Here is an 18,769-nt window from a genome sequence, read left to right as displayed (position 1 = left end):
GCCTGTGGACCCCCAGGCAATGCATTGGCGGGGCTTTATCTGCGAAATCAATGCACTCCATGGGTTGAAGTTCCGGTAAAAGCCCTTATTTTAAATGGGCCCTCTCACGGGCTCATGCCTGCATTGGGGAACAACGCCACTTTCCTCACCCACGATTCCGGGTAGAATGCGCGTTCGCATGCGCCCGTGAGGGCCGCTCGGGCCACTCACGGTGCGCCCTCCATCCCTATGTGTGGAAGAACCTGCCGATATGTTTGCGCCTTTGTTAAAGAAACTTTTTGGAAGCAAGAATGAGCGCGAAGTCAAACGCATGCTCAAGACGGTGCAGCTGGTCAATGCCTTCGAAGAGCAGATGGTTGCCCTTTCGGACGAGCAATTGCGCGCCAAGACCGAAGAGTTCAAGGCCCGCATAGCCAAAGGTGAAACCCTCGACAAGTTGCTTCCCGAAGCCTTCGCGGTCGCCCGTGAAGCCGGTAAGCGTGTCATGGGCATGCGCCACTTCGACGTCCAGCTGATCGGCGGCATGACCTTGCATGAAGGCATGATTGCCGAAATGCGTACCGGTGAAGGCAAGACCCTGGTAGCGACCCTGGGTGTTTACCTCAACGCGCTGTCCGGCAAGGGCGTGCACGTTGTGACGGTGAACGACTACCTGGCCCGCCGTGACGCCAACTGGATGCGCCCGCTGTATGAATTCCTCGGCCTGACCGTCGGCGTCGTGACGCCGTTCCAGCCGCCGGAAGAGAAGCGTGCGGCCTATGCTGCCGACATCACCTACGGCACCAACAACGAATTCGGTTTCGACTACCTGCGCGACAACATGGCGTTCAGCATGGAAGAAAAATTCCAGCGCGAACTCAACTTTGCCGTGATCGACGAAGTCGACTCCATCCTCATCGACGAAGCCCGTACCCCGCTGATCATCTCCGGCCAGGCCGAAGACAGCTCGCGCCTGTACACCGAGATCAACAAGTTGATCCCGCGCCTGGAGCAGCACATCGAGGAAGTGGAAGGCGTGGTGACCAAAGAAGGTCACTTCACCATCGACGAGAAGACCCGTCAGGTCGAACTCAACGAAGCCGGTCACCAGTTCGTCGAAGACATGCTGACCCAGATCGGCCTGCTGGCCGAGGGCGAAAGCCTGTACTCGGCCCATAACCTGGGCCTGCTGACCCACGTGTATGCCGGCCTGCGCGCGCACAAGCTGTTCCATCGCAACGTCGAATACATCGTCCAGGACGGCCAGGTCGTCCTGGTTGACGAACACACCGGGCGTACCATGCCGGGTCGTCGTCTGTCCGAGGGCCTGCACCAGGCCATCGAGGCCAAGGAAGTGCTCAACATCCAGGCCGAAAGCCAGACGTTGGCTTCCACCACCTTCCAGAACTACTTCCGTCTGTACAACAAACTGTCCGGCATGACCGGTACGGCCGACACCGAAGCGTTCGAATTCCACCAGATCTACGGTCTGTCGGTTGTGGTCATCCCGCCGAACAAACCGCTGGCGCGTAAAGACTTCAACGACCTGGTGTTCCTGACCGCCGAAGAGAAATACGCGGCGATCATCAACGACATCAAGGACGGCATGGCCCAGGGGCGTCCGATCCTGGTGGGTACCGCGACGATCGAAACGTCTGAGCACGTGTCCAACCTGCTCAACAAGGAAGGCATCGAGCACAAGGTCCTCAACGCCAAGTTCCACGAAAAAGAAGCCGAGATCATCGCCCAGGCCGGTCGCCCCGGCGCACTGACCATCGCCACCAACATGGCCGGTCGTGGTACCGACATCCTGTTGGGCGGCAACTGGGAAGTGGAAGTGGCTTCCCTGGACAACCCGACTCCCGAGCAGATCGCCCAGATCAAAGCCGACTGGCAGAAACGCCACCAGGCGGTGCTGGAGTCCGGCGGCCTGCAGGTGATCGCGTCCGAGCGTCACGAATCGCGCCGTATCGACAACCAGCTGCGTGGTCGTGCCGGTCGTCAGGGTGACGCCGGTTCCAGCCGTTTCTACCTGTCCCTGGAAGACAGCCTGATGCGTATCTTCGCCTCGGATCGGGTGAAGAACTTCATGAAAGCCCTGGGCATGCAGTCCGGTGAAGCGATCGAGCACCGCATGGTGACCAACGCCATCGAGAAGGCCCAGCGCAAGGTCGAAGGCCGCAACTTCGACATTCGTAAGCAACTGCTCGAGTTCGATGACGTCAACAACGAACAGCGTAAAGTGATCTATCACATGCGTAACACGTTGCTGGCCGCCGACAACATTGGCGAGACCATCGCCGATTTCCGTCAGGACGTGCTCAACGCCACCGTCAGCGCACACATTCCGCCACAGTCCCTGCCAGAACAATGGGATGTTGCTGGCCTGGAAGCAGCGTTGAAGAGCGACTTCGGTGTCGACTTGCCGGTTCAGCAGTGGCTGGACGAAGACGATCACCTGTACGAAGAAACCCTGCGCGAGAAGCTGATGACCGAGCTGCTGGCCGCGTACAACGAGAAAGAAGAGCAGGCGAGTGCCGAAGCGCTGCGCACCTTCGAGAAACAAATCGTACTGCGCGTGCTGGACGACCTGTGGAAAGACCACCTGTCGACCATGGATCACCTGCGTCACGGTATCCACTTGCGTGGCTACGCCCAGAAGAACCCGAAGCAGGAGTACAAGCGCGAGTCGTTCACGCTGTTCTCCGAACTGCTGGATTCGATCAAGCGCGATTCGATTCGCGTGCTGTCCCACGTTCAGGTGCGTCGCGAAGACCCGGTCGAGGAAGAAGCGCGCCTGCGTGAGGAAGCCGAGGCACTGGCGGCGCGCATGCAGTTCCAGCATGAGGAAGCGCCAGGTCTTGAAGCGCCTGAGGTCTTGGGCGAAGAGGTCGATGTGGCCTTGGCTCAGACTCCGGTGCGCAACGAGCAGAAGCTGGGCCGTAACGAGCTGTGCTGGTGCGGTTCGGGCAAGAAGTTCAAACACTGCCACGGCGAAATCAACTAAGATTTTCGCCTGACGCTGCAACACCCCGCGCCGCGACCGGCATCAGCCGTCGCGGCGTTTTGCCATTAATTCCCACCGTCGAACGCGACGGCACAGACATCATCTATTTTTAAGGAGCGCATTCATGGCTGTTGGTCTTGGTCCTTTGCCCACATTGCACCCGGTTGCCGGTTTTGAACTCGGTATCGCTTCGGCCGGCATCAAACGCCCGGGGCGCAAGGATGTCGTGGTGATGCGCTGTGCTGAAGGCTCGACCGTCGCCGGTGTGTTCACCCTCAACGCCTTCTGCGCCGCGCCGGTGATCCTGGCCAAGCAGCGCGTGGCCGGTCCGATTCGTTACCTGCTGACCAACACCGGCAACGCCAACGCCGGTACTGGCGAGCCTGGCCTGGTCGCCGCCGCGCGGACCTGCGCCAAACTGGCACAACTGGCCGGCGTCGACGCCAGCCAGGTGCTGCCGTACTCCACCGGTGTGATCGGTGAGCCGCTGCCGGTGGAAAAAATCGAAGGCGCCCTGCAAGCCGCGCTGGATGACCTGTCTGTGGATAACTGGGCGGCCGCCGCCACCGGCATCATGACCACCGACACCTTGCCCAAGGGCGCGAGCCGTCAGTTTGTGCATGACGGCGTGACCATCACCGTCACCGGCATCAGCAAGGGTGCGGGCATGATCCGCCCGAACATGGCCACCATGCTTGGCTACATCGCCACCGACGCCAAAGTCTCCCGCGACGTGCTGCAGCGCTTGATGCTGGACGGCGCCAACAAGTCGTTCAACCGCATCACCATCGACGGCGACACCTCCACCAACGATTGCTGCATGCTGATCGCTACCGGCCAGGCCAACCTGCCCGAAATCACCTCCACCAGCGGCCCGCTGTTCGCCGCGTTGAAGCAAGCGGTGTTCGAAGTGTGCATGGATGTGGCCCAGGCCATCGTGCGTGACGGCGAGGGTGCCACCAAGTTCGTCACGGTTGAAGTCAACGGCGGCGGCAACCACCAGGAATGCCTGGATGTCGGTTACACCGTGGCGCACTCGCCGCTGATCAAGACCGCGTTGTTCGCCTCCGACCCGAACTGGGGCCGTATCCTCGCCGCCGTCGGCCGTGCCGGCGTGCCGGACCTGGACGTGAGCAAGATCGACGTGTTCCTCGGTGACGTGTGCATCGCCAGCCGTGGTGCCCGCGCCGAGAGCTACACCGAAGCCCAGGGTTCGGCGGTGATGCAGCAGGAAGAAATCACCATCCGCATCGAGCTGGGTCGCGGCGAGTGCAGCGAAACCATCTGGACCACGGACCTGTCCCACGAGTACGTGAAGATCAACGCGGAATACCGTACCTGAAGCCCGGAGGATAAACGCGGTGAAACGAGTGCATGTAGCAGCAGCGGTGATCCGCGGCGTCGACGGCAGAATCCTGCTGGCGCGCCGTGCCGATACCCAGCATCAGGGCGGCCTCTGGGAGTTTCCCGGCGGTAAGGTGGAGGCCGACGAGTCGGTCGCCACGGCGCTGTCCCGCGAGTTGCAGGAAGAGCTGGGCATCCAGGTCACCACGGCGCGACCGTTGATCAAGGTGCAGCATGATTACCCGGATAAGCAGGTGTTGCTGGATGTCTGGGAAGTCTCGGCCTTTACCGGCGAGCCACACGGCGCCGAAGGTCAACCCCTGGAATGGGTCGCGGCGCGTGACCTGCTCAACTATGAGTTCCCGGCGGCCAATGCGCCGATCGTTGCCGCCGCACGGTTGCCCGGCGACTACCTGATCACACCGGGCGAGCTGGAAACCGCGCCGCTGTTGCGCGGTATCCAGAAAGCCATCGCGGGCGGCATCAAGCTGGTGCAACTGCGCGCCCCTAACGGTTACGACCCCAAGTACCGTGACCTGGCGGTAGACGCCGTGGGCCTGTGTGCCGGCAAGGCGCAACTGATGCTCAAGGGCCCGTTCGAATGGCTGGGGGATTTTCCTGCGGCCGGTTGGCACATGACCTCGGCGCAACTGCGCAAATACGCAAGCAAGGGCCGACCGCTGCCGAAGGATCGCTGGTTGGCGGCGTCTTGCCATAACGCCGAGGAACTGGCGCTGGCGGAATTGATGGACGTGGATTTTGTCACGCTGTCGCCGGTGCAGCCGACCCAGACCCATCCCGATGCCCAACCGTTGGGTTGGGAACAGGCGGCAGAGCTGATCCGCGGGTTCAGCAAGCCGGTGTATCTGTTGGGTGGCGTTGGGCCTGCTGAGCGCGAGCAGGCATGGGATGCCGGCGCTCAAGGTGTGGCAGGGATTCGGGCGTTCTGGCCGCAAGATTGATCTAGCGTTTGTTGGCCTCATCGCGGGCAAGCCCACTCCCACATTGGAAGGTGTTCACAAATCCAAATGTGGGAGTGGGCTTGCCCGCGATGGCGCCAGACCAGACACCTGATAATCAGTGGGGTTTGGCCGCCGCCTGCCACAAAATCTCCGCCACACCCTGGCGCTTGGCAATTACCCGCGCCGCCACAAACAGCAAATCCGACAGCCGGTTGATATACGCCAAAGCCACCCCCTCCAACGGTTCAACCGCATTCAGGTGCTGACAGCGGCGCTCGGCACTGCGTGCTGCGCTGCGGCACACGTGGGCCTGGGCGATCAGCGCTGAGCCACCGGGCAAGATGAAGTTCTCCAGCGCCCCGACCTCTTCGTTCCAGCGATCAATCGCTGCCTCCAGCCGATTCACCTCCGCCGCGTTCAGCGCTTTGTACACCGGCATCGCCAGCTCGCCGCCGAGGTCGAACAGACGATGCTGGCAAGGCGTCAGCACTTCGATCACGTCCTTCAGGTGCGGATGCTTGCCGCTTTGCTCTTCAAGGCCGGCCAGCAGCAAGCCCAACTGACTGTTCAACGTGTCGACTTCGCCGATGGCTTCCACCCGCGGGTGGTCCTTGGGCACGCGGCGACCGTCGCCGAGCCCGGTTTCACCCTGGTCGCCGGTACGGGTGTAAATCTTCGACAGGCGAAAGCCCATGATCAGTGCTCCAGTTGGGTAAGTTCAGCGGGGGACAATTGGCTGCCGGCCAGGGGCAGGCGCAACGTGAAGCAGGTGCCTTGGCCCAGGGTGGAATGCACTTCCATCTGCCCTTTGTGGTTATTGGTGATGATGAAGTACGACACCGACAACCCCAGCCCGGTGCCCTGGCCGATTTCCTTGGTGGTGAAGAATGGCTCGAAGGTGCGTTTGCGCACGTTCTCGCTCATGCCGATGCCGTTGTCTTCGACCTGGATCTCCGCCCAGGGCGGGTTGAGGCGGGTGCGCAGGATGATGCGCCCCGGCTCGCGGTCGTCTTCGCGCTGGTGAATGGCCTGCGCCGCGTTTTTCAGCAGGTTGAGCAGCACCTGTTCCAACTCGTTGGCGGTGCCGGGCACCGGGCCGAGCTGCGGGTCGAACTGGCGGATGATCGCCTGGCCCTTGAAGTCGAAGCCGATCGCCAGGTCAAAGTCGTTGCCGGCGATTTCCACCGCCTGGTCGATCAGCGCCGGCAAATCACACGGTGCCATCTGCCGATTGCTGCGCCGGCTGAAACTGAGCATGTGGGTGACGATTTTCGCCGCCCGCGCGCCGGCCTGCTGGATACCGTCGAGCAATTGTGGGACTTCGCGGCTTTGCAGGTAACGGTTGACCGTCTGCAGTTCGATGCCCACTTGTTCGGCGTGTTCCAGGTTCTTGGGCAGGTCGGGGGACAGCCGGCGGCGGATGTTCTGCACGTTATGCAGGATCGCCCCCAGCGGGTTGTTGATTTCATGCGCCATACCCGCAGCAAGGCCGCCGACGGAGAGCATCTTTTCCGACTGCACCATCATTTCTTCCAGGGACAGGCGCTGGGTGATGTCATCGATCCGGATCACCACACCGCGCCCGGCGCCGCCCATCAGCGGATAGAACGTCAGGGCGTAATGCTTGGATTCATCGTCCTTGACCCAGGTGACACGCTCGATGCGCTCCACCGTGTGTTGCTCGACCGTGGCCTTGATCTGCGGCAGATAGGGTTTGAGCGGTTGGAAAGCGAGGTAGATCGGCTGGTTCAGCGCTTCATCCAGGCGCGTGCCGGAAAGTGCGGTGGCTTCCTGGTTCCACTGGGTGACATAGAGCTGTTCATCCAGGGCGATCAGCGCCGAGGGCATCGAGTCGATGATGCTGTTGAGATAGTTCTGGAAACCGGTGAGTTTTTTCTCGATCTTGCTGCGCACCTGGACTTCCAGCTCCAGTTTGCGGTTGGTGTGGCGGGTTTCTTCGGCCAGGCCCTGTGCCTGGTCGTAGGCCGCCTGGGACTCATCGCGCGCGCGCTTGAGCTGCTGCTCGCGGGCCTCGATGCGCGACAGCATGGTGTTGAAGGCTTCGGCCAGGCTGCCGATTTCGTCATGGTTGCCACGGCCGGCGCGCAGGGCGTAGTTCTCTTCGCGGGTGACCTGGCGCGACAGCTCTTCCAGCTCATGGATCGGCCGGGTGATCAGGCGCTTGATCTGCCGAGCGATGACCAGCCACAGCAGCACGCTGAAAATCAGGATGCCCAGGCTCGCCGTCAGCGTGCCGGTATAGAACGCCACCGGTAGCTCACTGCTGGCCACCAGCAACAAATGCCCGGAAGGCTGGCCGGGGCGGGGCAGGGTGATGACTTGGTTACTGCGAAACTCGGTGAGGCGCCAGGCTTCGATATCCCGGTAGTTGCCCGGCAGGTGCAGGCGGTCGCCGTGTTGCATCTGTGCCAGGCGGTTGCCCTCGGCGTCGTACAACGCGGCTGCGCGCAGCGGCGAATAGCTGGTCAGCTCATTGAGCAGGGCGTCGGCCTTGGCCGGAGACTCAAGGGCTTCGGCGGCAAGCGCCGGGTTGGACACCAGCCGGCCAATCGCCTGCAGCGCCTGGGGCGCCATGCTCTCCTGGGAGATCCAGTAAGCGGCGCTGATAAAAGTCAGGTTGGCCACCAGTAACACAGTGGTCAGCAACACCAGCAGGGCGGCCAGCAGTTTCTGCCCTACCGGTAGGTTTTCAAGACGCTGGCGCAGTGGCATCAGGGGTTTCACAGGTAATAGACGAATGGGCAGGGTAGCGCGTGCCTCAGTCGCGGGGCAATCCGCGTGCAACCAGCTGGTCGACGAGGCGCGTGTACACCTGTTGCAGATGCGGCAGCGTCAGCCGATGCCGAGCGGCGGCCTGGCAGGCGTAGCCCAGCAGGTAGCTGATTTCGGTGCGCCGCGCGCTGGCCACGTCCTGGTACATCGAAGAGTAATTGGCCGCCGTGGCCTGGATCACCCGTTCCACTTCCGTCTGCAGGTCCTGCGCCGCTGCCGGCTGGCCGCAGCATTGCAGCAGCTCGGTGAGTTCGGCGCACAAGGTTGCGACTTCGCACTGATGGGCTTGCAGGCCGCCATTGCGGCATTGGTACAGCACGGTCAGCGGGTTGATGGCGCAATTGAGTGCGAGCTTGCGCCACAGGCGCGTAAGAATGTCGCTGCTCCATTCGTGAGGGATGCCGGCGGCGCGCAAGTCGTCCAGCCACACCGGGGCCGTGGGGTGACTGGCGTCCCCCAGCCAGGTGTAGCCGTGGCCGGCAAACACCACGCGCCAATCGCCGTCGCGAAACGCGCCTTCGGTGCTGGAGGCAAAAATGCAGCGGGCCTGGGAATACTGCGCGGCGACGGCGTCCTGGCTGCCCAGGCCGTTTTGCAGCAGGATCAATTCGACGCCGGGCGCGAGGCGCGATTGCAGTTGTGCGACGGCGCTTTGAGCGTCGTAGGCTTTGCACGCCACCAGCAGGCGATGGATCGGCTCAGGGCTGTCAGGCGTTTCGCCGAGTACCGGGTAAGTGTGCGCTACGCCGTGCTCCACCAGGGTCAGCCCGTCGGCCGCCTGGTAGCTGGCCAGGCGTGCCGCATCGCGCAGGATCAGCTTCACCGGCAGGCCGGCGCGGGCCAGGCGGGTGGCCCACAGCGTGCCGAGGCTGCCGGCGCCGAGAATATGCCAGGTGGTCGACATCAGTTTGTGCTCCGTAGGGTCGCTCACAGCGAATGGGGCGAAAGAACCGCTATAATGCCCCGGCATTTTAGCTTGGGCGCGCTCCATCTCTACTGAGCCCGCCCCTTATATTGGAGAAATGACATGCCTTCGTTCGACGTGGTATCCGAACTGGACAAACACGAAGTCACCAACGCCGTCGAGAACGCCGTCAAGGAACTGGACCGTCGCTATGACTTGAAAGGCAAGGGCAGTTTCGAATTCAAGGAAAAGGAACTGACCGTCAACCTGACCGCTGAAGCCGATTTCCAGCTGGAAGCGATGATCGAGATCCTCAAGCTCGCCCTGGTCAAGCGCAAGATCGACGTGCAGTGCCTTGAAGTCAAGGACGCCTACGCGTCCGGCAAGCTGATGAAGCAGGAAGCCGTCCTCAAGGAAGGCATCGACAAGGAACTGGCGAAGAAGATCGTGGCGCATATCAAGGACGCCAAGCTGAAAGTCCAGGCCGCCATCCAGGGTGAGCAGGTGCGCGTCACCGGCAAGAAACGTGACGACCTGCAAGAGGCCATCGCTGCCCTGCGCGCCAAGACCTTCGAGATGCCGCTGCAGTTCAATAACTTCCGCGACTGATGGCACTTTGGGGAACCTGCGGCCGTTTTTGACGTCCCACGCCCCAGAACCTGCGCCTGCCATTGAGCCCTTCGGGGCTCAATTGCGTTAGTGGGCACAAAAAACGCCGTACATCCGGCAAACAGGAGAATGTAGATGGATTTGAACGCTGAAGTGGATCACCTGATCAAGACCTCCCAGTCGTGGATCCCGATGATCATGGAATACGGCAGCCGGGTATTGCTGGCCGTGATTACCCTGGCCATCGGCTGGTGGCTGATCAACCGCCTGACCCACAGAGTGGGGCGTTTGCTGGCCATCCGTAACGCGGACCTGGCGCTGCAGCACTTCATCACCAGCCTGGCGAACATCGTGCTGAAGGTCATGCTGATCGTCAGCGTGGCCTCGATGATCGGCGTGGAAACCACCTCGTTCGTCGCCGCCATCGGTGCCGCGACCCTGGCCATCGGCCTGGCCTTGCAGGGCAGCCTGGCTAACTTTGCTGGTGGCGTGCTGATTCTGTTGTTCCGCCCGTTCCGTATCGGCGACTGGATCGAAGCCCAAGGTACGTCTGGTACCGTCGACAGCATCCAGATCTTCCACACCGTGCTGCGCACCGGCGACAACAAGACCGTGATCGTGCCGAACGGCATCCTCTCCAACGGCATCATCACCAACACCAACCGTCAGCCTACCCGCAAGGTGGTGTTTGATGTGGGGGTGGACTACGAGGCCGACCTGCAGAAAGCCCGCGAAGTGTTGCTGGAGCTGGCAAAAGACCCGCGTGTATTGGCTGATCCGGCGGCAGTGGCCGTGGTTTCGACCTTGGGCGACAGTTCGATCACGGTGTCTTTGCGGTGCTGGACCAAGACGGCGGATTATTGGGACGTGATGTTCATGTTCAATGAACTGGCACGTGATCGCTTGAAAGCGGCGGGGATCGATATTCCATTTCCGCAGCGGGTTATTCGGGTGATGCAGGAAACAGCGGCGAAGTAATGAAAGGCATTTGCACTTAACTTGGCTGATAGGTCACGTTAAGTGCGGGAACGATACTGTCGTTAGTTAGCTTGCTAGTTATTTTACTGCTGAAATAATATTGCAATAAAAAAGCCGCTCCCTTGCATGCAGGGGAGCGGCTTTTAATTTAAGGCCGAAGCCTTAAGTCATCGTTGTAATCGAACGGGCAATTACAAGATGTTCAGCGGGTATTGCGCGATCAGACGCAGTTCGTCGATCGACGCCGAACCGTAGTACACGCCGTCAGACGAGCGATAAGTCGCTTGGCGTACACGCAGGCTCAGGTCTTTCGCTGGGCCGCTCTGGATCACGTATTTGGCTTCGATGTCGCGTTCCCACTCTTTGCCGTTCGACGTGGTGCCAGTGTTGGCGCCGCTACCGTTGACGTAACGAGTCATGAAGCTCAGGCCTGGCACGCCGAAGGTGGCCATGTTCAGGTCGTAGCGAGCTTGCCAGGATTTCTCGTCTTCAGCGTTGAAGTCGGAACGGGCGATGGAGTTGGCCAGGAAAACCGTGCCGCCGCCGTCTACGCCGTAACCGTAGTCACCGTCACCGCTAACTTTCTGGTAAGCGAGGGTAAAGGTGTGAGCCTGGTAGGTGTAAGCGCCTTGCAGGCTGTAGGCACGGTTATCCAGCTTGGTGGTGTTGTCTTTTTCTGCGCGTTGCAGACCGGCGCCGTCGCTTTTGGTGCTGTAGATGTTGAAGTCTACGGCCAGGGACTGATCGGCGCTCAGCGCGTGGGTCCAGTTCACGTTGGCGTAAAGTTTCTTCCAGTAGTCTTCTACTTTCGAGTAGTAGAGGCTGGTAGTGAACTCTGGGGTCCAGGCGTAAACACCGCCCAGGAAGTTGGCATCACGCAGGCCACGGCCGGTAATCGGCTCGGAGCTGGAGATACTGTCCTTGTAGGTATGGTCTTGGGCGACGATCGAGGTGAAGTGACCGGCTTCAAGCTTCAGGTCTTTGATCTCGTTGCTGGTGATCGAGATACCTTGCGGCAACTCAGGCAGCAAGCGGCTGTCATCAGAGGCGAATACAGGCGCTGTGGTGTATTGATCGCCGGCTTTCAGCACGGTATTGGAGACGCGGAATTTAACTGCGGCGCCGCCTTTGGAGTAGTCGTCTTGCGAACGACCATCCGAACCTGTTGGGAACAGACCAGTGCCAGCACGGCCCTTGCCGCTATCGAGCTTGAGGCCCAGCAGGCCGATGGCGTCGACGCCGACACCGATGGTGCCTTGGGTGAAGCCCGATTGGTACAGACCGTTGAAACCAAGACCGGTTTCTTCGCTGCGGCTTTGGCCGGAGTCATTGTTGCGTTTGTCGCGGCTGAAATACAGCGCACGGGTATTGATACTGAAAGTGCTGTCTTCAACGAAGCCCTTGGCATCGTCTTGGGCAGACGCCATTGCGAACTGCGAGGTGCCTGCTGAAACAGCCAGGGCGATCATGCTCCACTTCATCACGCGCATCGTGATTTGCTCCTTTGGTTTTAGGAAGAGTACTGCCGTCCCACCTGTATTTTTATCTGGGCGGCTCTTTCTTTTTTTGTGTCCGCGTAAAGTTATATCACGCTGACTCTAATGACGATACTTACCCATCTTTCCTTTCAGCTTCTTTACGAGGCTGTCGTGAATTGCTAGGTCCATGTCGCAAATTCACAGTCCGAATGTTACCGAACTGACAACTTCAATGCTGTTTTCAAACCCTTTTCTAAGTTTGAATGCATCCTTGATACGCATTGACTCGCTAGTGTTCTTATCGCGAAACACCCGCTTCCCGAAGGGTGCCGTTGCCGACGATGTGGGTGTGAATGCAACAAGCGCGCCCAAACCGGTAACTGAATGTCATTTTTTCGTGAAAAGCCTCACTGCACTGTAAAAACCGCATAAACACGGGCCTCTCAAACCGTTCAGTTTGTCCTTGACGGCCATGCATTCCATTGATTCGGTGGTGCATGAATCCTGTACCTGCGCGAAACGTTACCGGTTCACCCTCATGGGTGGGTACTTGGCGGATCTCTTTGAAGCACAAGTGGGTCATTTTGGTGCACTCCGATGAGTCCCGATTCAGCGTAGCTCAATTATTCGCCTGCCTCGAAAAGGGGCAGGTTTTTTATCGGGATGCGCGTTGGCGTCTGTATTCGAAGTGAAGCCGCCGGCGTTCGAAGGTATGCTGGGCGCCAGAATCTGACCTGCCGAACGGAGTGCCCGCGGTGTTCGCCTTAGATCAACGCCTGCAACAAGACACACTGACCATCGGGGACTTCCCGTTGTGCCGCCTGCTGCTGTCCAATGACTCGAATTACCCTTGGTTTATTCTGGTACCGCGCATAAACGGTATCAGCGAAGTTTTTCAATTGTCTGTCATAGATCAACAAAAACTGTGGAATGAAACGACAACCCTTGCGCAATTGCTGAGTGAAGGTTTCGGCGCCGACAAGATGAACATCGGCGCGCTGGGGAACGTTGTCAGCCAGTTGCATGTGCATGTGATCGTGCGCAAGCGCGATGACATGGCCTGGCCTGCGCCGGTCTGGGGCAAGCATCCGGCCCGGCCGTATACTGAAGAACAGGTGGCAGCGATCCGTGCGCGGTTGCGCGAGCTGTCACCTGCCGACTTCATCTTTAGCCAGGACTGAACCATGGATCTGCAAGACCGCGTGACCGACCTGGAAAGCCGCCTGGCCTTTCAGGACGACACCATCGAAACCCTCAACGACATCCTGGTCACCCAGCAGCGGGCGGTCGAACGCCTGCAGCTGCAGATGACCGCGCTGCTCAAGCGCCAGGAAGAAATGGGCGGCCAGTTCGAGTCGTCCGAAGAAGAAGCGCCGCCGCCTCACTATTAATAGCCGCGCAATAAAAAACCGCGATCCAGCTTGTGCCGGATCGCGGTTTTTTTTGCCTGGCTTGGAATCAGCGACGCGGCAACGCGGCGATCACATCTTCGGCTTGCAGGCCTTTGTCGCGGTTCATGACGGAGAATTCCACACGCTGGCCTTCGACCAGGACGCGATGGCCTTCGCCACGGATGGCCCGGAAGTGGACGAAGATATCGTCGCCCGAATCGCGGGAAATAAAGCCGAAGCCCTTGGACGTGTTGAACCACTTGACGGTCCCGGTATCCCGATTGGTCATGTCGTAGTTTTGCGACGCGGCCGCAGGGGACGAACGGTAGAAGCTGATGGCCAGGTGAAGAACGATGGCGACCAGCGCAATCACCAGGCTGAGCAGGATGGCCGGGTGGCCGCCGACTTCAGGCATGGGTGCCAGGAGGGTGAGGGTTTGTACGACAACAGTCAGCACCAGCAGCGCGCTGACCAGGTTTTGCAGTTGATGACGCGTGCCTTTGTTCCAGTAAGGGATCACTGGCGCCAGCGTCAGGTTAAGAAGGCCGAACAAGGCCAGGTACAGAGCGTCATGTTGTTGCAGGTAGGGCAGGCTTTCAGGCTGCAGGCTCGGGATAAAGGACAGCAGCAAAGCTGCAACGCCCGTTAGCAGGTGGACGATTTTCAACATTTTGATTAACTCACGTTAAGACGGATCACAAGGAAGAGCTGACTGGCACGGTTCGCTTCTGAACAATGGGAGGCGTTGGGCACGTGCGCGGGTATCAGCCTATGCGCTGGCCGAAGAAAATAACGGCAGCGACACGCTGCCTATTTAACAGCAAAGGCTGTGCCTACTCAAATCAAGCATTTCCGGGCGTTGCAAGGGGCAGGGCATTTCTGCGTCAAACGCTTGTCCTAGACAGTTGCAGGCGTTTTGCCTGCTGTCGGGGAAATTTTCTGTCGCGCCTAAAGCCTTCACCGTCGCGGGCCAGCGAGGCCGCGCAGGGCGATTTGCCGCACGTCGCCTCGGTGCGTCGGGCTGCACACAGTGGGTACTCTTGCTAGAGTGATCCGGCACCTGATCAATGAATGCTGTTCAATTGAAGGGGATAAACATGGCAATCGATATCGGTATCAGTGAAGAAGATCGCAAATCCATCGTCGACGGGCTTTCGCGTCTGCTTTCCGATACCTATGTACTGTACCTGAAGACCCACAATTTCCACTGGAACGTCACGGGCCCCATGTTCCGCACGCTGCACTTGATGTTCGAAGAGCAGTACAACGAGCTGGCGCTGGCGGTGGACCTGATTGCCGAGCGCATTCGTGCCCTGGGCTTCCCGGCGCCGGGTGCCTATTCGATCTATGCGCGTCTTTCTTCGATCAAGGAAGAAGAGGGCGTGCCCAGCGCTGAAGAGATGATCAAGCAACTGGTGGCGGGCCAGGAGGCGGTTACGCGTACCGCGCGCGGTATTTTTCCGCTGCTCGATAAGGTCAGCGATGAACCGACGGCCGACCTGTTGACCCAGCGTATGCAAGTTCACGAAAAAACTGCGTGGATGCTGCGTTCCCTACTCGAAAACAAGTAAACACCGACCTCGGGCGGCGGCCCTGGCGCCGCTCGCTTGTTTCTCCGTGCTTCCTGGCGTTGTCCTACGACTATCAACTCCCCGTCTTCTGGCTACCCCCCGTCGTCCTGCTGTTTGATAGGCCCACTGTCCAATGGGAGAAGCCCATGGACTGCTGTTTGGCAATGGAGTGTCAGGTGTATGTCGCGTGGAGTGGGTAGTAGAGTGATGGAGACCTGTGGTTTTCATAAGATAAACGTCGACCCCTTTGTCAAAGGGTTCGATATGGGGCTGGCGCGGCCGTTGTCCCGATCGGTAAGGCTCAATGGGTTTTCCACTTGCCTGCGGCTGGAACAGATCTACTGGAATATCCTCACGGAAATAGCCAGGCTCAATGCCTGTTCAGTCAGTGCGCTGTTGTCTTATGTCGATCGGGAAGTGCATTTGCGCTATGGCGGCGTGAAGAACTTCAGCGGGCTGGTCAGGGTGGTCTGCGTGGTTCACGTATTGAAAGGCCGCGCTTGCCTGTCCAATCCCGAGTAATCCGGGGGTTCCGGGGCTGGCCCGGCGTTCAGGCGGGCCGGGCCTCGGGCAGAAAGCCGGCTGCGCTGCCTCGATTTACCAGATATAATCCCGCGCTTTGCCGCTGCAGGCGCTTTCTGCGCAGTGGCCTCTATCCGGAGGCCGGCGCGGCACAGTAACGATCTGATCGCCGAGACATCTCCATGCCCATGTACGACTATCAATGCGCTTCCTGTGGTCATCAGTTGGAAGCCATCCAGAAGATCAGCGACGCGCCGCTGGTCGATTGCCCAGCTTGCAAGGCGCCTGAGCTTAAAAAGATGTTGTCCATGCCGGGCTTCCGCCTGAGCGGCAGCGGCTGGTACGAGACCGACTTCAAGACCGGCTCGAAGAAGAATCTGGCGGGCGGCGACAAAGCAGACTGAGTTGAACTCTACGCGCAGGCTCCTGCATTATCCGTCCCCTGACTTATGTACGGTGACTGAGGCCAAGCCTGCCACCGAATTTCGAATTACGAGAAGTGAAACCACTACCATGATGCGCAGCCATTATTGCGGCCAACTGAACGAGACCCTGGAAGGTCAGGAAATCACCCTTTGCGGATGGGTTCACCGTCGCCGCGACCACGGCGGGGTGATCTTCCTCGATATCCGTGATCGTGATGGTCTGGCCCAGGTGGTGTTCGACCCGGACCGCGCCGAGAGCTTCGCCGCCGCCGACCGCGTGCGCAGCGAATACGTAGTGAAGATCACCGGCAAGGTGCGCCTGCGTCCGGCCGGTGCGGTGAACCCGAACATGGCGTCCGGCGCGATCGAAGTGCTGGGCTACGAGCTGGAAGTGCTGAACGAGTCGGAAACCCCGCCGTTCCCACTGAACGAATATTCCGATGTTGGCGAAGAAACCCGCCTGCGTTATCGCTTCCTGGACCTGCGTCGCCCGGAAATGGCCGAGAAGCTGCGTCTGCGCTCGCGCATGACCACCAGCATCCGTCGCTTCCTCGATGAAAACGGCTTCCTCGACGTTGAAACGCCGATCCTCACCCGTGCCACCCCGGAAGGCGCGCGTGACTATCTGGTGCCGAGCCGTACCCACGCCGGCAGTTTCTTCGCCCTGCCGCAATCGCCGCAGCTGTTCAAGCAACTGCTGATGGTGGCCGGCTTCGACCGTTACTACCAGATCGCCAAGTGCTTCCGTGACGAAGACCTGCGCGCCGATCGCCAGCCTGAATTCACCCAGATCGACATCGAGACCAGCTTCCTCGATGAAAAAGAGATCATGGGTATCACCGAACAAATGATCCGCAACCTGTTCAAGGAAGTGCTGGACCTGGAATTCGGCGAATTCCCGCACATGACCTTCGAAGAAGCCATGCGCCGCTACGGTTCCGACAAGCCTGACCTGCGTATCCCGCTGGAACTGGTGGACGTGGCCGACCAACTCAAGGACGTCGACTTCAAGGTGTTCAGCGGCCCGGCCAACGACCCGAAATGCCGCATCGCCGCCCTGCGCGTGCCTGGCGGCGCGAGCATGCCGCGCAAGCAGATCGACGACTACACCAAGTTCGTCGGCATCTACGGTGCCAAGGGCCTGGCGTACATCAAAGTCAACGAGCGTGCCAAGGGCGTTGATGGCCTGCAGTCGCCGATCGTGAAAAACATCCCGGAAACCAACCTCAATGTGATCCTCGATCGCGTGGGCGCAGTCGACGGTGACATCGTGTTCTTCGGCGCCGACAAGGCCAAGATCGTCAGCGAAGCCCTGGGCGCGCTGCGGATCAAGCTGGGCCACGACCTGAACCTGCTGACCTGCAAGTGGGCACCGATGTGGGTCGTCGACTTCCCGATGTTCGAAGAGAACGACGACGGCAGCTTCAGCGCCTTGCACCACCCGTTCACCGCGCCGAAGTGCTCGCCGGAAGAGCTCGAAGCCAACCCGGCGGGCGCTCTGTCCCGGGCCTACGACATGGTCTTGAACGGCACTGAGCTGGGTGGCGGTTCGATCCGTATCCACCGCAAGGAAATGCAGCAAGCGGTATTCCGTCTGCTGGGCATCAACGAAGCCGAACAGGAAGAGAAATTCGGCTTCCTGCTCGACGCCCTGAAGTACGGCGCACCGCCCCACGGCGGCCTGGCCTTTGGCCTGGACCGTCTGGTGATGCTGATGACCGGCGCCCAGTCGATCCGTGAAGTGATCGCCTTCCCGAAAACCCAGAGCGCTGCGGACGTCATGACCCAGGCGCCAGGTGTTGTGGATGCCAAGGCACTGCGCGAGCTGCATATCCGCCTGCGCGAGGCGCCAAAGGCTGAGTAAGGCCGCTGCGTGAAAGCGCGATAAGGTTTTACGCAGTCAAAAAGGCGCATCTTCGGATGCGCCTTTGCGTTACAAGGGTTGTATCCCGCCTGGGGCGGGGTTGATAAGGTTTCTAGAGAATTTCGGAGTTGTGTTATGGCTGGCCATTCCAAGTGGGCGAACATCAAGCACCGCAAAGAGCGTCAGGATGCCAAGAAAGGCAAGATCTTCACCAAGTGGATTCGCGAACTGACCGTCGCCGCCCGCCAAGGCGGCGGTGACCCAGGCTCCAACCCGCGTCTGCGCCTGGCGCTGGACAAGGCCCTCGGCGCCAACATGAGTCGCGACATCATCGACCGCGCCGTGGCCCGTGGCGCCGGTGCGGCCGATACCGACGACATGGTCGAGCTGACCTACGAAGGCTACGGCCCGGGCGGCGTGGCGGTGATGGTCGAGTGCATGACCGATAACCGCAACCGTACTGCCGCGGCGGTGCGTCATGCGTTCAGCAAGTGCGGTGGCAACCTCGGCACGGACGGCTCGGTGGCCTACCTGTTCGAGCGCAAGGGCCAGATTTCCTTCGCGCCGGGCGTGGATGAAGACGCGTTGATGGAAGCCGCGATGGAAGCGGATGCCGACGACGTGGTGACCAATGAAGACGGCTCGATCGATGTGTTCACCTCGTTCGCCGGGTTCTATGCGGTGCGTAACGCGCTGGAAACCGCTGGTTTCAAAGGCACCGACGCAGAAATCGTGATGCTGCCGACCACCAGCGCCGAACTGGACCTGGACGGCGCGCAGAAAGTGCTGAAGATGCTGGATATGCTCGAGGACCTGGATGACGTGCAGAACGTTTACTCGAATGCTGACATTCCAGAGTCGGTCGCCGAGCAGCTAGGCTGACGGACGATGTGGATCTAAATGTGAGAGGGGGCTTGCTCCCGATGGCGGTGTGTCAGTCAT

At 60.1% G+C, this 18,769-nt stretch carries 17 protein-coding genes; 12 read left to right on the top strand and 5 right to left on the bottom strand.

Features of this window, described 5'->3' with window-relative positions; all coding sequences use genetic code 11:
• Window positions 1–250: 250 nt before the first annotated feature.
• The 3 genes from secA (at window position 251) to LQ249_RS24925 (ending at window position 5,292) form a co-directional block, all read left to right on the top strand.
• Window positions 251–2,986, top strand: a complete 2,736-nt coding sequence (gene secA / locus LQ249_RS24935) for a preprotein translocase subunit SecA (protein WP_017847109.1) — start codon at window positions 251–253, stop codon at window positions 2,984–2,986.
• Between the two features lie 124 nt (window positions 2,987–3,110).
• Entirely contained in the window at window positions 3,111–4,328 is a 1,218-nt protein-coding gene (gene argJ / locus LQ249_RS24930) for a bifunctional glutamate N-acetyltransferase/amino-acid acetyltransferase ArgJ (protein WP_026140046.1), read from the top strand.
• A gap of 19 nt (window positions 4,329–4,347) precedes the next feature.
• Window positions 4,348–5,292 carry a Nudix family hydrolase gene (locus LQ249_RS24925; RefSeq protein ID WP_046382249.1) on the top strand — a complete coding sequence of 315 codons (945 nt, stop codon included), beginning with the start codon at window positions 4,348–4,350 and terminating at the stop codon, window positions 5,290–5,292.
• Window positions 5,293–5,407: 115 nt separating this feature from the next.
• Here the strand turns inward: LQ249_RS24925 and LQ249_RS24920 are convergent, their stop codons facing one another.
• The 3 genes from LQ249_RS24920 to LQ249_RS24910 are packed head-to-tail and all read right to left on the bottom strand — an operon-like array spanning window position 5,408 to window position 8,989.
• Window positions 5,408–5,986, bottom strand: coding sequence for a cob(I)yrinic acid a,c-diamide adenosyltransferase (locus LQ249_RS24920; protein ID WP_017847112.1), 579 nt, complete (start codon window positions 5,984–5,986; stop codon window positions 5,408–5,410).
• 2 nt (window positions 5,987–5,988) lie between these two features.
• Window positions 5,989–8,025 (bottom strand): sensor histidine kinase, encoded by a 2,037-nt coding sequence (locus tag LQ249_RS24915; protein ID WP_026140048.1) that lies wholly within the window; start codon window positions 8,023–8,025, stop codon window positions 5,989–5,991.
• 46 nt (window positions 8,026–8,071) lie between these two features.
• The gene (locus LQ249_RS24910; protein WP_232565960.1) at window positions 8,072–8,989 is read right to left on the bottom strand and encodes a putative 2-dehydropantoate 2-reductase; all 918 of its coding nucleotides are present in this window, start codon (window positions 8,987–8,989) and stop codon (window positions 8,072–8,074) included.
• 123 nt (window positions 8,990–9,112) lie between these two features.
• On the opposite strand from LQ249_RS24910, the gene LQ249_RS24905 reads away from it, so the two are divergent.
• Complete coding sequence (locus LQ249_RS24905) at window positions 9,113–9,598, top strand: YajQ family cyclic di-GMP-binding protein (protein WP_017847115.1); 486 nt, start codon at window positions 9,113–9,115, stop codon at window positions 9,596–9,598.
• A gap of 135 nt (window positions 9,599–9,733) precedes the next feature.
• Window positions 9,734–10,576, top strand: a complete 843-nt coding sequence (locus tag LQ249_RS24900) for a mechanosensitive ion channel family protein (RefSeq protein ID WP_017847116.1) — start codon at window positions 9,734–9,736, stop codon at window positions 10,574–10,576.
• A gap of 191 nt (window positions 10,577–10,767) precedes the next feature.
• Here LQ249_RS24900 and LQ249_RS24895 read toward each other — a convergent pair whose 3' ends face one another.
• Window positions 10,768–12,066 carry an OprD family porin gene (locus tag LQ249_RS24895; protein ID WP_169881529.1) on the bottom strand — a complete coding sequence of 433 codons (1,299 nt, stop codon included), beginning with the start codon at window positions 12,064–12,066 and terminating at the stop codon, window positions 10,768–10,770.
• Window positions 12,067–12,809: 743 nt separating this feature from the next.
• Here LQ249_RS24895 and LQ249_RS24890 point away from each other — a divergent pair.
• Together LQ249_RS24890 and LQ249_RS24885 are read left to right on the top strand one after the other, a co-directional pair.
• On the top strand, window positions 12,810–13,235 hold the full coding sequence (locus LQ249_RS24890) for an HIT domain-containing protein (protein WP_046382253.1): 426 nt from the start codon (window positions 12,810–12,812) through the stop codon (window positions 13,233–13,235).
• A 3-nt stretch (window positions 13,236–13,238) separates the two neighbouring features.
• The gene (locus tag LQ249_RS24885) at window positions 13,239–13,445 is read left to right on the top strand and encodes a SlyX family protein (protein ID WP_017847119.1); all 207 of its coding nucleotides are present in this window, start codon (window positions 13,239–13,241) and stop codon (window positions 13,443–13,445) included.
• 67 nt (window positions 13,446–13,512) lie between these two features.
• Here the strand turns inward: LQ249_RS24885 and LQ249_RS31570 are convergent, their stop codons facing one another.
• The gene (locus tag LQ249_RS31570; protein ID WP_010566142.1) at window positions 13,513–14,115 is read right to left on the bottom strand and encodes a cold-shock protein; all 603 of its coding nucleotides are present in this window, start codon (window positions 14,113–14,115) and stop codon (window positions 13,513–13,515) included.
• Window positions 14,116–14,542: 427 nt separating this feature from the next.
• On the opposite strand from LQ249_RS31570, the gene LQ249_RS24875 reads away from it, so the two are divergent.
• The 5 genes from LQ249_RS24875 to LQ249_RS24855 all read left to right on the top strand — a co-directional run bounded on the left by LQ249_RS24875 (window position 14,543) and on the right by LQ249_RS24855 (window position 18,709).
• Entirely contained in the window at window positions 14,543–15,016 is a 474-nt protein-coding gene (locus tag LQ249_RS24875) for a Dps family protein (protein WP_057004530.1), read from the top strand.
• A gap of 180 nt (window positions 15,017–15,196) precedes the next feature.
• The gene (locus tag LQ249_RS24870; RefSeq protein ID WP_017847121.1) at window positions 15,197–15,538 is read left to right on the top strand and encodes a ribbon-helix-helix domain-containing protein; all 342 of its coding nucleotides are present in this window, start codon (window positions 15,197–15,199) and stop codon (window positions 15,536–15,538) included.
• 182 nt (window positions 15,539–15,720) lie between these two features.
• A complete protein-coding gene (locus LQ249_RS24865; RefSeq protein ID WP_026140049.1) occupies window positions 15,721–15,942 on the top strand; it encodes an FmdB family zinc ribbon protein in 222 nt (73 codons plus the stop codon).
• Between the two features lie 109 nt (window positions 15,943–16,051).
• Window positions 16,052–17,827, top strand: coding sequence for an aspartate--tRNA ligase (gene aspS, locus LQ249_RS24860; protein WP_079444591.1), 1,776 nt, complete (start codon window positions 16,052–16,054; stop codon window positions 17,825–17,827).
• Between the two features lie 135 nt (window positions 17,828–17,962).
• Complete coding sequence (locus tag LQ249_RS24855) at window positions 17,963–18,709, top strand: YebC/PmpR family DNA-binding transcriptional regulator (RefSeq protein ID WP_017847124.1); 747 nt, start codon at window positions 17,963–17,965, stop codon at window positions 18,707–18,709.
• Window positions 18,710–18,769 lie beyond the last annotated feature (60 nt).

This window comes from Pseudomonas sp. 7-41, assembly GCF_021233075.1.
GTDB lineage: Bacteria > Pseudomonadota > Gammaproteobacteria > Pseudomonadales > Pseudomonadaceae > Aquipseudomonas > Aquipseudomonas veronii.
The sequence above is the reverse complement of the archived record's forward strand: the minus strand, read 5'-3'. Positions and strand labels throughout refer to the sequence as shown.

Coding starts and splice junctions, on each gene's coding strand:
- argJ (WP_026140046.1), top strand. CDS start 3,111: ATGGCTGTTGGTCTTGGTCCTTTGCCCACATTGCACCCGGTTGCCGGT.
- LQ249_RS24910 (WP_232565960.1), bottom strand. CDS start 8,989: ATGTCGACCACCTGGCATATTCTCGGCGCCGGCAGCCTCGGCACGCTG.
- LQ249_RS24900 (WP_017847116.1), top strand. CDS start 9,734: ATGGATTTGAACGCTGAAGTGGATCACCTGATCAAGACCTCCCAGTCG.
- LQ249_RS24915 (WP_026140048.1), bottom strand. CDS start 8,025: ATGCCACTGCGCCAGCGTCTTGAAAACCTACCGGTAGGGCAGAAACTG.
- aspS (WP_079444591.1), top strand. CDS start 16,052: ATGATGCGCAGCCATTATTGCGGCCAACTGAACGAGACCCTGGAAGGT.
- LQ249_RS24885 (WP_017847119.1), top strand. CDS start 13,239: ATGGATCTGCAAGACCGCGTGACCGACCTGGAAAGCCGCCTGGCCTTT.
- LQ249_RS24875 (WP_057004530.1), top strand. CDS start 14,543: ATGGCAATCGATATCGGTATCAGTGAAGAAGATCGCAAATCCATCGTC.
- LQ249_RS31570 (WP_010566142.1), bottom strand. CDS start 14,115: ATGTTGAAAATCGTCCACCTGCTAACGGGCGTTGCAGCTTTGCTGCTG.
- LQ249_RS24895 (WP_169881529.1), bottom strand. CDS start 12,066: ATGCGCGTGATGAAGTGGAGCATGATCGCCCTGGCTGTTTCAGCAGGC.
- LQ249_RS24905 (WP_017847115.1), top strand. CDS start 9,113: ATGCCTTCGTTCGACGTGGTATCCGAACTGGACAAACACGAAGTCACC.
- LQ249_RS24855 (WP_017847124.1), top strand. CDS start 17,963: ATGGCTGGCCATTCCAAGTGGGCGAACATCAAGCACCGCAAAGAGCGT.
- secA (WP_017847109.1), top strand. CDS start 251: ATGTTTGCGCCTTTGTTAAAGAAACTTTTTGGAAGCAAGAATGAGCGC.
- LQ249_RS24920 (WP_017847112.1), bottom strand. CDS start 5,986: ATGGGCTTTCGCCTGTCGAAGATTTACACCCGTACCGGCGACCAGGGT.
- LQ249_RS24865 (WP_026140049.1), top strand. CDS start 15,721: ATGCCCATGTACGACTATCAATGCGCTTCCTGTGGTCATCAGTTGGAA.
- LQ249_RS24870 (WP_017847121.1), top strand. CDS start 15,197: ATGTCGCGTGGAGTGGGTAGTAGAGTGATGGAGACCTGTGGTTTTCAT.